Annotated in this window: 13 protein-coding genes and 1 pseudogene; 10 read left to right on the top strand and 4 right to left on the bottom strand. The window is 66.7% G+C overall.

What is annotated here, in order from left to right; genetic code table 11:
- Positions 1 to 6 precede the first annotated feature (6 nt).
- The 4 genes from ACN0T5_RS12230 to ACN0T5_RS12215 are packed head-to-tail and all read right to left on the bottom strand — an operon-like array spanning position 7 to position 3,905.
- Positions 7 to 906, bottom strand: coding sequence for a carbohydrate kinase family protein (locus ACN0T5_RS12230; RefSeq protein WP_417768881.1), 900 nt, complete (start codon positions 904 to 906; stop codon positions 7 to 9).
- Positions 903 to 1,739 (bottom strand): carbohydrate ABC transporter permease, encoded by an 837-nt coding sequence (locus tag ACN0T5_RS12225; protein ID WP_417768880.1) that lies wholly within the window; start codon positions 1,737 to 1,739, stop codon positions 903 to 905. Before ACN0T5_RS12225 ends, ACN0T5_RS12230 begins: the two co-directional genes overlap by 4 nt.
- Positions 1,729 to 2,631, bottom strand: a complete 903-nt coding sequence (locus tag ACN0T5_RS12220) for a carbohydrate ABC transporter permease (RefSeq protein ID WP_417768879.1) — start codon at positions 2,629 to 2,631, stop codon at positions 1,729 to 1,731. Before ACN0T5_RS12220 ends, ACN0T5_RS12225 begins: the two co-directional genes overlap by 11 nt.
- A gap of 26 nt (positions 2,632 to 2,657) precedes the next feature.
- Positions 2,658 to 3,905, bottom strand: coding sequence for an extracellular solute-binding protein (locus tag ACN0T5_RS12215; protein WP_417768878.1), 1,248 nt, complete (start codon positions 3,903 to 3,905; stop codon positions 2,658 to 2,660).
- Between the two features lie 230 nt (positions 3,906 to 4,135).
- Between ACN0T5_RS12215 and ACN0T5_RS12210 the strand changes: the two genes are divergently transcribed.
- From ACN0T5_RS12210 to ACN0T5_RS12165, 10 genes and pseudogenes are all read left to right on the top strand, one after another.
- A complete protein-coding gene (locus ACN0T5_RS12210; RefSeq protein WP_417768877.1) occupies positions 4,136 to 4,942 on the top strand; it encodes a GntR family transcriptional regulator in 807 nt (268 codons plus the stop codon).
- Positions 4,943 to 5,076: 134 nt separating this feature from the next.
- Entirely contained in the window at positions 5,077 to 5,280 is a 204-nt protein-coding gene (locus ACN0T5_RS12205; protein WP_417768876.1) for a hypothetical protein, read from the top strand.
- 132 nt (positions 5,281 to 5,412) lie between these two features.
- Positions 5,413 to 6,327 (top strand): nitrilase-related carbon-nitrogen hydrolase, encoded by a 915-nt coding sequence (locus ACN0T5_RS12200; protein ID WP_417768875.1) that lies wholly within the window; start codon positions 5,413 to 5,415, stop codon positions 6,325 to 6,327.
- Positions 6,328 to 6,332: 5 nt separating this feature from the next.
- On the top strand, positions 6,333 to 6,746 hold the full coding sequence (locus tag ACN0T5_RS12195) for a DUF423 domain-containing protein (RefSeq protein WP_417768874.1): 414 nt from the start codon (positions 6,333 to 6,335) through the stop codon (positions 6,744 to 6,746).
- Between the two features lie 162 nt (positions 6,747 to 6,908).
- Entirely contained in the window at positions 6,909 to 8,162 is a 1,254-nt protein-coding gene (locus ACN0T5_RS12190; RefSeq protein WP_417768873.1) for a sarcosine oxidase subunit beta family protein, read from the top strand.
- An 8-nt stretch (positions 8,163 to 8,170) separates the two neighbouring features.
- Positions 8,171 to 8,527, top strand: coding sequence for a cupin domain-containing protein (locus ACN0T5_RS12185; protein WP_417768872.1), 357 nt, complete (start codon positions 8,171 to 8,173; stop codon positions 8,525 to 8,527).
- A 10-nt stretch (positions 8,528 to 8,537) separates the two neighbouring features.
- Positions 8,538 to 8,849, top strand: coding sequence for a sarcosine oxidase subunit delta (locus ACN0T5_RS12180; protein ID WP_417768871.1), 312 nt, complete (start codon positions 8,538 to 8,540; stop codon positions 8,847 to 8,849).
- A pseudogene (locus ACN0T5_RS12175) lies at positions 8,846 to 11,867 on the top strand (sarcosine oxidase subunit alpha family protein). The gene ACN0T5_RS12180 and the pseudogene ACN0T5_RS12175 overlap by 4 nt, the downstream one beginning before the upstream one ends.
- Positions 11,860 to 12,432: a sarcosine oxidase subunit gamma gene (locus tag ACN0T5_RS12170; protein WP_417768870.1), complete on the top strand. Its 573-nt coding sequence runs from the start codon at positions 11,860 to 11,862 to the stop codon at positions 12,430 to 12,432. Before ACN0T5_RS12175 ends, ACN0T5_RS12170 begins: the two are co-directional and overlap by 8 nt.
- A 335-nt stretch (positions 12,433 to 12,767) precedes the next feature.
- A partial coding sequence (locus tag ACN0T5_RS12165) for a carbonic anhydrase (RefSeq protein WP_417768869.1) occupies positions 12,768 to 13,237 on the top strand: 470 nt, incomplete at its 3' end.

Raw genomic sequence — 13,237 nt, 5'->3', positions numbered from 1 at the left:
GGCGGATCACGCGAGACGTGCAAGTTCCGTGAGCGCGCTGGCGACATCCTCCGTTTCCGGCCGGCTGCCGACCCCCGACAGCGCGGCCCGCGCAAGCCTCAGCCCGGCCCGCAGCGCCGCCGCGTCGTCGCATCCGCAAAGCCTTGCGTGAAGATATCCGGCGGCGAAGGCATCGCCCCCGCCGGTGCGGTCGACAGGGGTCACCGGGTCGGGCGGGGTTGTCACTGCCTCCGCACCGCGATGACAGGTGACGCCCTTGTCTCCCCGCGTCACGATAAGCCGCCTTGTGCCGCCGGCATGGGCCTCGGCGAGCAGCGCCGCCAGATCCGGGACGCCGCCGCGTTTCAGGGCCGCGTCCAGTTCGTCCTCGTTGGTGAAGGCTATGTCGGGATCGCGCAGCAGCTCCAGGCTCACGTTGCCGTTGAGGTCGGTGGAGACGGTGGCGTCCGCGATATCCGCCCGCCGCCCCCCCTCGAACAGCAACGCGTGAAGGGAGGGGGCGAAATGGACATGATCGACGCCGGCAAGGCCGGTTCTGGCGGCAAGCGCACGCCAATGCGGATCGACGCCGCGCGGGCCGCCGCACACCATGGCCTTCGTCGTGCCGCCGGTGAAGATCGAGGCGACCGACGGCCCGACGTCGGGAAGGTGGGCGATGCCGGCGACATCGACGCCGGCCCGGGCGAGAAAGCCGGCCGCCATCAGCGACAGGGGATCCGTTCCGGTGACCGCGTGGAAACTTACCTCGTGACCGAGCCGGGCCAGCCAGTGGGCGACATTGGCCGGCGCGCCGCCGCCCGCGATTGTCATGTCCGGGGCCTGCACCTTCTCGTGCTGGCGTGGCAGGTGCGGCACGCGGTAGAGGATGTCGACGCCGAGATTGCCGAAGATCGCGATGCGGCTCATGACCCCACCTTGCCGCTGAAGGCGGCCATGATGAAACGCTGCGCAAAGGCGAAGAGCACCAGCACGGGCAGGGCCGAGAGCAGGGCGACCGCCATCATCGGTCCCCAGAGCGGTTCCGCATCGTCGAGCGAGGTGAAAGCCTTCAGGCCGATGGCGAGCGTCCTCTTTTCCGGCGAGTCCAGCACGAGCAGGGCCCAGAGATAGATGTTCCATGCGCCCATGAAGCTTATCACGGCCAGTGAGGCGATGGCGGGCACGACGTTGGGCAGCGCGATCTGGAAAAACTGGCGGAACGGACCGGCATTGTCGAGCCTTGCCGCCTCGAACATCTCCGGCGGCAGCGTCTTGAATGCCTGGCGGGCGAAGAAGACATAAAAGCCCACATAGGCGATGGACGGGACGATCACCCCGGCGCGCGTGTCGTACCAGCCGGTCAGCGACACGCCGACATAGAGCGGCACGATGCCGATGGCGACCGGAAACGCCATGGTCGCGATGATGGCACGGAACAGCCAGTCGCGTCCCGCAAAGCGCAGATGCGCGAAGGCGAACCCCGCCGGGAAGGCGATGGCAAGCTTGCCGAGGGTGACGAGGCTGGCGATGACGACCGAATTGACCAGCCAGGCGCCGACCGGATGCTCGGAAAAGGCCATGCGGAAATTGGCAAGCGAGGGCTCGTCGGGCCAGAAGCGAAACGCCTTGGTCAGCACCAGTTCGTTCGGCGTGAAGGCCGTCGTCGTCATCCAGAACAGCGGAAAGATCGCAAGCAGGGTCGCCACTGCGAGCAGGACATGGCTCACCGGATGACGGCGCGCGAAGGCATCAGCTTTCATAGTGGACCTTTTGCTCCAACAGGCGGAACTGCGCCCAGGTGACCACGAGCACGAGCACGATGATGATCACCGAGGCGGCGCTCGCCTGGCCGAACTGGAAGTATTTCAGGCCGCGTTCGAACATGTAGTAGAGGATGTTGGTGGAGGAGCCGTAGGGCCCGCCCCCCGTCAGCACGTCGATCACGCCGACAATGTCATCGAGAACGCCGAAGCTGGTGGTGACGGCCACAAAGAAGAAGGTCGGCGAGATCAGCGGCAACTCGATTGTCCGGAAGCGCGTGATCGGGCCGGCCTTGTCGATGGTTGCGGCCTCCAGGATGTCCTTGGGGATGCTGACCAGGGCGGCCAGGAAGAGCAGCATGTTCAGCCCGAACGTCTTCCAGAACGTGACGATCGCGACCGTCCACAGGGCAAGGTCCGGGTCCGTGTACCAGCGGCTCGGGGATTGTCCGAGTGTCGTCAGAACCGTGTTGAGAAACCCGTTCAGCGGATCGAACAGCCAAAGCCAGGCGATTCCCGCCGTCGAGTAGGCAAGGATCGTCGGCAGGAACAGCAAGGGCTTGTAGATGCGCGCTGCACGGGTTTCGCCGACACGCAGCAGAAGCGCGGCGAGCACCAGCGGGATGACGATCTGGGCCGGGATCAGCACGATGCAGTAGAGAGCCGTGTTCCAGGCCGCCTCGCGGAAATACGGGTCGCCCAGCACCCGTACATAATTGTCCAGCCCGACGAAGCGGGCCTGCGGATGGATGAAGTTCCAGTCGGAAAAGGACAGTCCGACGGAAAACAGCACGGGGGCGTAGAGGAACACGACGACGAAAACGATTGCCGGCCCCGTCAGCAGATACGGGGCCAGCGTCGTCACCGTCGTCCGCACAAGGGCGCGGGTCATGGCGGGTCTTCTTGTCTCGTGCTGTCTCAGTCGGCGACGAGACGCGCGAGATCGTCCTTGGCGCGGGCAAGGCCCTCGGCCGGCTGGATCTCGCCGTCGAGGATGCGGGCGACCCACTGGCGCCACACGTCCTGACCTTCCAGTCCGCGCGCACCCGGCCAGATCGTTTCCGGCGTCAGGCCGGCCTCGAGCTGGGCATAGGACGCGTCCTGCAACGGTCCGCGCGCGATGTCGTGGACGGAGGTGTTGAGGTAGCCGACCTCGGACCAGATCTCCTGGCCTTCCTTCGAGGCGCAGAAGGCCAGGAAGTCCAACGACGCCTTGGCGAGTTCCTCGTCGCGGGCATAGACCGCGAGGAAGTTGCCGCCGGAGTTCATGTTGCGCTTGCCGTCGATGCTCGGGAACATCACGTCCTTGAACTCGATGTCCGCCTTGGCGGCGGGTGCGGCGCGGGTCGACGAAGTCGTGACGATGGCGATGTTGCCGGCGAACATGGCCTTCTGCTGGGCGCGGTAATCCATGTTGCTCCACAGCTCGGCGCGCACCGGCTCGGCGAAGCGGGTCATGCCCTCGATCGCCTCGGCGCTGTCGCACACGAGCTTGTCGCCATCGAGGATGAAGCCGCCGGCATTCTGGATATAGGCCTGCGAGGTCCACTCGTTGTTGGACAGGTCGAGGGCCGAGCGGTAGGTCGGGTGATTCTTGCCGCCCAGCGCCTTGTCGATCCTGGCGGCCTGTTCCATCAGCCAGGCATGGCTCACGTCGAGCGGGATATTGTCGTCGAGGCCGGCCTCGCGCCACAGGTCCATGTTGATCCATGTGACGGGCGTCGACATTGCCCAGGGCAGGCCGATCAGCGCGTCGTCGATGGTGACGAGCGGGCGCACGTTCGGCTTGAACTGGCCGATGATCTCTTCCGCCCTGGTGGCGTCGATCTCGGTGAGATCGCGGGCGCCGAGCGTGCGGCGGGCGAAATAGCCGAACTTCCAGCCGGTGATCATCATCTCGGGCGGGCGACCCGAGGCGATGGAGGCGAGCGCCTTGGTCGCCATGTCCTGGTAGTCGCCGTCCATGCGGTTGACGACGCTGACGCCGGTCTTCTTGGCGTTATAGGCGTCGACGACCTTCTGGAAGGGCTGGTTGGATGCCCAGGGGCTGGAAACCGTGACGACCGTGTCGGAGCTGGCAAGGGCGCGGAAAGGGAGCAGGGAGGCGGCGGCCAGACCGGCCGTTCCGGCCAGGAAGGTGCGGCGCGTGGACGTGAATTTTGCCATGTCGGAAACCTCTCGGAGAGCCTGTCGGGAGCAGGGATGACGTGTCGCCGTTTCCTGTATACACAGCAGCGACTTGCCGGTTTTACCAAGGCTCGACGAAAGATCTGTGACAGTCTGCGAGTATTAACTATATGTGACATAAGAGATTTTCGGAAAGTTGCCGGTTCGGCGGACACCTGTCTGGAAAGTTCTTAGGTGGCTTTCGGGAAGATGAAAAAGGGGCCAGAGGGTTGGGTTCGATCGAGAAATTGAGGCGGCTGGCGTCGACGGCCTATCTGAGCCGGAGCGACCGTCCGATCTGGCTGCAGATCTATGACCGCCTCGAGGTGGCGCTGGAAAACGGAACGCTCGCCGAAGGGGAGAAGCTGCCCGGCGAGGACGATCTCGCCACCCTGTTCGGCGTCAGCAGGATCACGCTGCGCCGGGCTCTCGACCGCCACCAGCGCGAGGGGCGGCTTCAGGCGCGAAAGGGCGTCGGCATCTTCGTGCGCGCGCCCACGATCCGGTACATCGTGCATCGCCACGAAGCCTTCAACGAGGCCGTCTGCGACGATGCGGCCGATCTGCGGATCCTGTCGCTGGTGCGCAAGCCGGCTTCCCCGGCCGCGATCCGCGCCTTCTCCCTTGCCGAGGGCGAGGACGTGTTCGAGATGCGCAACGCCATCGTCATTGGCGCGACGACGGCCTATCTCGCCACCAAGGAGTTCCGCATCGATGTCTTTGCGGACATGGAGGCGGTCGTCGCGCGGGGCGGCTCGATCCTCGATGCCTATGCGGCGGCCGGCATTCCGCGCTACGTGCGCGCCGAGACGCGCATCTTCGCCGACTTCGCCACGGAAGCCGAGGCCGGAGACCTCCAGGTTTCCGTTGGCGCGCCACTGTTGCGCTCGCGCTCCTACAACACGGATCCCGAGGGCCGCGTGATCGAGGTGAACGCCGGATGCTGGCCGATGTTCGCCGTCGAACTGGTCTTCGCCAGCGGGCCTGCCGATATTGCCCGGGACGGCGTTCTCGACCCGGCTCCGCGCCGGCCCTGACCGCTTCGCCTTGCGGCATTCGTGCGGGGCGCATGTCCGTTTTTTGCCCATCGGCAGGAATTGCCGCTCTGTTAAGAAAGGCGAAACCCCGACGGCTCTAACGTGATTGCGGATGGAAGAAGCGGGATGGAATCATGTCTCCTCGGGCCCAGTTGCGTCATTTGATGGCCGATGTCGACAGTGCTGCCGACAATGCGGAGCGTGCCTTGCGCCAGCTTCAGGCGAAAGGCGTGGTCGCCCGCGTCGAGGACAGTGATCCGGCCGTCACGCCGGTGCGCGCCGGTCTTGTCCTGGCATCCCTGTTGATGGCAGCCAAGATGCTCGGCCTGCAGGACTGACCGCGCTTCCCGGGCCCGATCGTCAACGGGCCATCATCGACAGGCCATCATCAACAGGATTGACCGACGCGCGGACCACCCGCGCGTTTTGTCGTCTTGATCCGGGCGCGGCTTGCGGTCAGCATCGCTCGCATGACCCAGCCAGCCTCATTGCCCGACACGTTCCGCCTCGCGCTCTGCGCCTTCAACCTCGCCAGTGGCGGCGCCTCCCGCGACAGCTTCCTGGCCGCGATCGACACGCGTCTTGCGCGGGCGAAAGGCGAGGGCGCCGCACTCCTTGTCCTGCCCGAATATCTCAGTGAAGCCTTCCTCGCATGGAAACCGGACGGCCTCGCGCCGACGGCGGAGCTTGCCTATATGGCGGGCGAGGCAGAGGCGCTTCTGCCGGGCCTGCGTTCCCTGGTGGCAAGACACGGCGTGTCGCTGGTTGCGGGTTCCGTTCCCTGGCCGGATGGCGCCGGCGGTCACCTCAACCGGGCCTTCGCGCTTCTCTCCGACGGGCGTGACATTGTCCACGACAAGCTGGCGCTGACGCCGTTCGAGCTCGACCGCGACAGCTGGCACCTGACCCCGGGCGACAGGGTCGTGCGCTTCGACTTCGCCGGCCTCTCGATGATGATGCTGATCTGCCTCGATATCGAGATGCCGGCGCTCTCCTGCCTCATCGCCCGCGATGCGCCGGACCTCCTCATCGTGCCGTCGATGACATCGAGCCTTGCCGGCTATCACCGCGTCTTCGGCTGTGCGAAGGCGCGCGCGGTCGAACTGATGTGCTCGGTCGCGGTCTGCGGCGTGGTCGGCGCCGCGCCCGGCACCACCCAGAACGACACCAATGTTTCGGGAGCCGCCCTCTACATTCCGTGCGAACCTTCGCTCGGCTATCGGGGGGTCGTCGCCGAAATCGCGCCGGTGGACGGGACGGCGGGGGAGGAGCCCTTCCTCGTCGCCGACGTGCCGGTCGCCGCCATCCGCGAGCTGCGCGCCGGTGGCGCGGAGGTCTGGCCGGGCAACTGGTCAGCCGAAACCGTCAGCCTGGTCAAGGAGTGAGCGCTGTGTCCGAGGGTTGGAGTGTCGCCGGCAACGCGCCGAACGGTGCCTGTCTTGCAGCGGCGGGCCTTGCCGGTCTTGCCGGCGTCGCTTTGTCGGCCGCGGCGGCTCACAGCCCCGCCGCCGCACTCCTCGATCCGGCGGCGCGCATGCTGCTCTTTCATGCCCCGGCCTTCCTGGCCCTTGCGCTTCTCGTGCCGGTGCGGGGCAGGGGCGGTGCGCTTCGCCGCGTTCTGGCGCTTGGCGCGGTTCTGCTGATGATCGGTCTTCTGCTGTTCTGCGGGGACCTGTGCGCCCGGGCCTGGCTCGGCCACAGGCTCTTTGCCTTTGCCGCGCCGCTAGGCGGCACGACGCTGATGGCGGGCTGGATTGCGATCCTCATTGCCGGCGGTCTCTCGCTCGTTCGGCAGCGTTCCTGACGGCCCGCCTGTGCCAACGCGTCGCGCGGCTCCCTTCGCAGGCGACGCAATGGCTAGTCCCGATGTCGGTTTTGTACAAGCCATGCCGCTTTATCGGTTGCACAACAACAGGACACGCTTCGTGCCTGTCTTGTCGCGGGCGCTGTCTTGATCGAGGCCCGCATGACCCGTTTTTCCTTCTGGGATCTGGCGTTGAAGGCACTCAACGCCCATCAGGACTGGGGCCACCAGTGGCGCAAGCCCGATCCGAAGCCCGAGTATGACGTCGTCATCGTCGGCGCCGGAGGCCACGGGCTGGCAACGGCCTACTATCTCGCCAGCCAGCACGGCATCACCAATGTCGCGGTGCTGGAAAAGGGGTGGCTCGGCGGCGGCAACACGGGCCGCAACACCACCATCGTGCGGTCCAACTACCTGTGGGAGGAGAGCGAGGCGCTCTACGACCACGCGATGGACCTGTGGCAGGACCTCTCCCAGGAGCTCAACTACAACGTCATGTATTCCGCCCGCGGCGTGATGATGCTCGCTCACACGGTGCATGACGTGCAGGTGTTCAAGCGCCACGTCCACGCCAACCGGCTTGCCGGCGTGCAGAACGAATGGCTGAGCGCGGAGGAGGCGAAGGAATTCTGTCCGCCGCTCAACATCGGCCGGAACATCCGCTACCCGGTGATGGGTGCCGCGCTGCAGCGCAAGGGGGGCGTCGCCCGGCACGATGCGGTGGCCTGGGGCTATGCGCGCGGCGCCGACCGGCGCGGCGTCGACATCATCCAGAACTGCGCCGTCACCGGCATCCGTCGCCATGCCGACGGGTCCGTCGCCGGGGTTGAAACCTCGCGCGGCTTCATCAAGGCGAAGAAGGTCGGCGTTGTCGCCGCCGGCCACACCTCGGTCGTCATGGAGATGGCGGGCGTGCGCATGCCGTTGGAATCGAATCCGCTGCAGGCGCTGGTCTCCGAGCCGGTCAAGCCCTGCTTCCCTTGCGTCGTCATGTCCAACACCGTGCATGCCTACCTGTCCCAGTCCGACAAGGGCGAACTGGTGATCGGCGCGGGCACCGACCAGTATGTCTCCTACAGCCAGACCGGCGGCCTTCAGATCACTGCCCACACGGTCGACGCCATCTGCGAACTGTTCCCCATGTTCCGCCGCATGCGCATGCTGCGCAACTGGGGCGGCATCGTCGATGTCACGCCCGACCGCTCGCCGATCATCGGCAAGACCCCGGTGCCGGGGCTCTTCGTCAATTGCGGCTGGGGCACGGGCGGCTTCAAGGCGACGCCCGGCTCGGGGCACGTCTTTGCCCATACGCTCGCCCATGGCGAGCCGCACCCGATCAACGCGCCCTTCACGCTGGACCGGTTCCGCACCGGCCGGCTCATCGACGAGGCGGCCGCCGCCGCCGTCGCCCATTGAGGCCACACATGACCCGTCAGCCCGTCAATCTTGCCGAAAAGCTCTCGCTCTTCTCCGAGCACTGGTCGCCGAAGATCGTCGGCTCCTTCAACGGCCACGACCTGATGGTGGTCAAGGTCAAGGGCGAGTTCACCTGGCATTCGCATCCCGACACGGACGACTTCTTCCAGGTTCTCTCCGGGCGGCTGACCATCCGCATGCGCGAGGGCGACGTCACCCTCGGTCCGGGCGAGGTCTATGTGGTCCCCATGGGTGTCGAGCATTGCCCCGTTGCCGAGACCGAAACCCATCTTCTGCTGATCGAGCCTTCCGGCACGCCCAATACCGGCGACCCGGCGACGGCCGCGCAGAAGACAGAGATCTAGGGGAGGGCCGATGCTTCTGATCCACTGCCCCTGCTGCGGTGTCGACCGCCCCGAGATCGAGTTCCGCCATGGCGGCGAGGCGCATGTCGCGCGCCCCGCCGACCCGTCCGCTCTCGATGACCATCAATGGGCGGACTTCCTCTACATGCGCAGCAATCCGAAAGGCGTGACGGCGGAGCGCTGGCGCCATGTCCATGGCTGCGGCCGCTTCTTCAACGCGCTGCGCGACACGGTCAGCGACCGGTTTGTCGCGGTCTACAGGACCGGCGAGCCGCGCCCGGATCTTGATGCTGTCTCTGCCGGCGGGGAGGATGGCAAATGAGCCAGCCGCACCGCCCCGCCGGCACCGGACGCATAGACCGCTCCGTGCCCGTCGCCTTCACGTTTGATGGCGAGACCCTGCAGGGATATGCCGGCGACACGCTCGCCTCGGCGCTGCTTGCCAACGGCATCCATCTCGTCGGCCGGTCCTTCAAGTATCACCGCCCGCGCGGCATTCTCACCGCCGGCTCGGAGGAGCCAAACGCGCTCGTCGGCGTTGCGAAATCGGCGGCCGCTGCCGCCGCCGGCCAGAGCGTGCCGAACCTGCGCGCCACCCAGGTCGAGATCCACGACGGGATGGTCGTGGTCAGCCAGAACCGCTGGCCCTCGCTCGCCTTCGACATCGGCGCGGTCAACGACAGGCTCGCCCCGATCTTCGTCGCCGGCTTCTACTACAAGACCTTCATGTGGCCGAAGAGCTTCTGGAACAGCGTCTACGAGCCGTTCATCCGCTCCGCCGCGGGTCTTGGCAAGGCGCCGACCGCACCCGACCCCGACCGCTACGCAAACCGCTACGCCCATTGCGACGTGCTGGTCGCAGGTGGCGGTCCGGCCGGTCTTGCAGCCGCACTTGCGGCATCGCGCGCCGGGGGACGCGTCATCATCGCCGACGAGCAGGGCGAGTTCGGCGGCTCGCTGTTGCATGAAACGGGCGCCACGGTCGACGGCAAGCCGGCGGCGGACTGGGTCGCCTCCGCCATTGCCGAGCTTTCCGGCAACGCGCGCGTCACGGTCCTGCCGCGCACCACGGTCTTCGGCTATTTCAACCAGAATTTCGTCGCGCTCGCCGAGCGTGTCACCGACCATCTGGCCGCGCCCGATCCCTCGCTGCCGCGCGAACGCCTGTGGCAGGTCCGCGCCCGCCAGGTGGTGATCGCGACGGGGGCCATCGAGCGGCCGCTTGTTTTTCCGGAAAACGACCGTCCCGGCGTGATGATGGCCGAGGCGGCGCGCATCTACGCGAGCCGCTTCGGCGTGCTGCCGGGTGAGGCGATTGTCGTCACGACCGCCTGCGACAGCGCCTGGATCGCCGCCCTCGACATCGCGGCGGCGGGCGGCAAGGTTGCCGCTATCCTCGACATGCGTCCCGATCCGGCTGCGGCGCTGGTCTCACGTGCGCGTCAGGCAGGTATTCGCGTCGAGACAAGTTGTGTCGTCACCGGCGTCCTCGGCAAGAAGCGGGTGAAAGGGGTTCTCATCGGTCGGCGCAAGGCATCCGGCGTCGTTGCCGCCGGCGAGATCGCCTGCGACTGCCTGTTGATGTCGGGCGGCTGGACGCCGAATGTCAGCCTTCACTCGCAAGCACGTGGCAAGCTCGACTGGCAGCCGGAAATGGGTGCCTTCCTGCCCGGCGACCCGGTTCAGGCGCAGCGCCCCGCCGGCAGTTGCCGGGGGGGGGGATGGTCTTGCGGCGGTGCTGGCGGATGGCGCGGCGGCCGGTGCGCAGGCGCTGGAGGACGCGACGGGCACGCCCGCGCCGGTGCCCGACTTTCCCGCGACGGGCGGCGAGGCGGGCTCCGGCTGGTGGCTGGGCACGGTCCCGCATGACCGAAATGCCGCCCGGGTGCGCGCCTTCGTCGATTTCCAGAACGACGTGACCGCCAAGGACGTCAAGCTTGCCGTGCGCGAAGGCATGCATTCCATCGAGCACATCAAGCGATACACGACCACCGGCATGGCGACCGATCAGGGACGCCTGTCCAACATGAACGCGCTCTCCATTGCCTCCAGCGCGCTCGACAACCAGATCCCGCAGGTCGGCCTCACCACCTTCCGCCAGCCCTATACGCCGGTCACCTTCGGAACGTTGGCGACCACCTCGCGTGGCGATCTGTTCGATCCGGTGCGCCGTACGCCGATCCATCCCTGGGCGGCGGAAAAAGGGGCTGCCTTCGAGGATGTCGCGTTGTGGAAGCGCGCCTGGTATTTCCCCAGGGCCGGCGAGGACATGCACAAGGCGGTGGAGCGCGAATGCCGCGTGGTGCGCGAGAATGTCGGCATCTTCGATGCGACGACGCTCGGCAAGATCGAGATCGTCGGCCCGGATGCGGCCGAATTCCTCGAGCGCATCTACACCAATCCCTGGAAGAAGCTCGGCGTCGGTCGCCTGCGCTACGGGTTGATGCTCAACGAGGCCGGCTTCATCATCGATGACGGCGTCGTCGGACGCCTCGCCGACGACCGCTTCCATGTGACGACGACGACCGGCGGCGCGCCGCGCGTCCTGGCTCTGATGGAGGACTATCTCCAGACCGAGTGGCCGGACCTGAAAGTCTGGCTCACCTCCACCACCGAGCAATGGGCGGTGGTCGCCGTGCAGGGGCCGAAGGCGCGCGAGGCCATCGCCCCGCTTGTCGACGACATCGACCTGTCGACCGAGGCCATGCCACACATGTCGGTGCGCGAGGGCCATGTCATGGGCGGCATTCCCTGCCGGCTCTTCCGCATGAGCTTCACCGGCGAGGCCGGCTACGAGATCAACGTGCCACCTTCCCGCGCGCGCCAGGTCTGGGAGGCGGTTCACGCCAATGTCGAGCGGCTCGGCGGCTGTCCCTACGGCACCGAGACGATGCATGTGCTGCGCGCCGAGAAGGGCTACATCATCGTCGGGCAGGAAACCGACGGCACGGTGACGCCAGACGATGTCGGCATGTCCTGGGCAATCGGCAAGAAGAAGCCGGATTTCGTTGGCAAGCGCTCGCTTGCCCGGCCCGATCTCGTCGCCGAAGGGCGCAAGCAACTGGTCGGCCTGCTGACGAAGGATGCCGTGACGCTGCTGGAAGAGGGTGCCCAGGTCACGGTCGAGGCCGATCCGGCCCGCCGCACGCCGGCGCTCGGCCACGTCACTTCGTCCTATGTCTCGCCCGCCGCCGGCCGGCCCATCGCGCTGGCGATGATCGCCAATGGCCGTGCCCGCATGGGCGAGACCCTGCATGTGCCGATGCCCGGCGGTGCCATCGCCGTCGAGGTGGTTTCGCCCGTCTTCGTCGACCCGGAAGGAACCCGGCTCAATGTCTGAGACCGCCCTTTATCGCCCCTCCCTGACAAGGCCGGATGTGCTGGCGCGCCCCGGCGTCAAGGTGACCCGTGCCGGCCCGCTTGCCCGATTTGTCTTCCGCGGCGATGCAACGGCCGCCGGCAAGGCGAGCGACGCCTTTGGCGCCGCGCTGCTTGTAGTGCCGCTGGCGGCGAGCGCGGCCGGAGCCCGCGCCGCGCTCTGGCAGGGGCCGGACGAATGGCTGCTGCTGGCTCGCCCGGAAGCGGACGGGGAAGAGGCGGCCGATGCGCTCGCCCGGCAACTTGCCGGCGGGATCGCGTTGGCGCTCGGTGACACGCCCCATTCGCTGGTCGACGTGTCCGAGCGCAATGTCGCGCTTCTGGTCGAGGGGACAGGGGCCGCCGACCTCCTCAACGCCCATGTCTTCCTCGATCTTTCACCGGAAGCCTTCCCGGTCGGTACGGCGACGCGCACGCTCTTCACCAAGGCGGAAATCACCCTCTGGCGCCTCGGAGACGAGGCCTTCGCCGTCGAGGTCTGGCGCAGCTTTGCCCCTTACGTCGAGGGTCTGCTCATCGAGGGGTGAGGGACGTGGCGGAAGGTCGTCGCTGCCGCGTCCTGTCGCGTCGAAAGACTGTAGCATATTGCATTGAAAAGATAATTTCCGGGAAACCAACAATTCACGAAACCTGCTCGCGCGCACGTTTCGGAGTTGGTGCCGGTCAATCGGGTGCTAAAGGTTGCAACACGGTCAGGCGATGGAAACGCGATTTTTCCCTTGCCGATCCGGAGTTGCAGCGGATCTCGGCCTTCGCCCGGTCCGGGGCGATGACGGATCCGGGCCGATTGACAGGCACGGTCTGACGCCACCAACCGGATAACCTGGCTGGCCGCGCCGACCCCAAAAGGGAATTTCATCAAATGTGTGAAGATCATCGTTTTGACGTGTCGCGGCGCGGCCTGCTCGGCCTCGGCGCAGCCGCCGCTTCGACCGCATTCGCCGGTGCCTTCGCGATGCCCGGGAACGCCCGGGCAACGGAGACGAAAGCGGCTCCCAATGACATCAGCCCCGATGAGGCGTTGAAGCGTCTGACAGAGGGCAATGCCCGCTACGTCGCCGACGCCGGTTGCAACGGCGACTTCTCCGCCGGCCGCGCGGCGCGCGCCGGTGCGCAATATCCTTTTGCCGGCATCCTTTCATGCGCCGACTCGCGCGTCGCGCCGGAACTGCTCTTCGACCAGGGGCCGGGCGAGCTTTTCGTCATGCGCGTTGCCGGCAATTTCGTCGATGTCAGCGGGCTTGCGAGCATCGAGTACGGCGTCGCCGTTCTCGGCATTCCGCTTCTCGGGGTGATGGGTCACACCAATTGCGGGGCCGTTGCGGCGGCAAT

Origin of the sequence: Stappia sp., assembly GCF_048261845.1 — a bacterium.
Lineage (GTDB): Bacteria > Pseudomonadota > Alphaproteobacteria > Rhizobiales > Stappiaceae > Stappia.
The sequence above is the reverse complement of the archived record's forward strand: the minus strand, read 5'-3'. Positions and strand labels throughout refer to the sequence as shown.

Coding starts and splice junctions, on each gene's coding strand:
- ACN0T5_RS12225 (WP_417768880.1), bottom strand. CDS start 1,739: ATGAAAGCTGATGCCTTCGCGCGCCGTCATCCGGTGAGCCATGTCCTG.
- ACN0T5_RS12230 (WP_417768881.1), bottom strand. CDS start 906: ATGAGCCGCATCGCGATCTTCGGCAATCTCGGCGTCGACATCCTCTAC.
- ACN0T5_RS12205 (WP_417768876.1), top strand. CDS start 5,077: ATGTCTCCTCGGGCCCAGTTGCGTCATTTGATGGCCGATGTCGACAGT.
- ACN0T5_RS12200 (WP_417768875.1), top strand. CDS start 5,413: ATGACCCAGCCAGCCTCATTGCCCGACACGTTCCGCCTCGCGCTCTGC.
- ACN0T5_RS12215 (WP_417768878.1), bottom strand. CDS start 3,905: ATGGCAAAATTCACGTCCACGCGCCGCACCTTCCTGGCCGGAACGGCC.
- ACN0T5_RS12185 (WP_417768872.1), top strand. CDS start 8,171: ATGACCCGTCAGCCCGTCAATCTTGCCGAAAAGCTCTCGCTCTTCTCC.
- ACN0T5_RS12190 (WP_417768873.1), top strand. CDS start 6,909: ATGACCCGTTTTTCCTTCTGGGATCTGGCGTTGAAGGCACTCAACGCC.
- ACN0T5_RS12220 (WP_417768879.1), bottom strand. CDS start 2,631: ATGACCCGCGCCCTTGTGCGGACGACGGTGACGACGCTGGCCCCGTAT.
- ACN0T5_RS12170 (WP_417768870.1), top strand. CDS start 11,860: ATGTCTGAGACCGCCCTTTATCGCCCCTCCCTGACAAGGCCGGATGTG.
- ACN0T5_RS12180 (WP_417768871.1), top strand. CDS start 8,538: ATGCTTCTGATCCACTGCCCCTGCTGCGGTGTCGACCGCCCCGAGATC.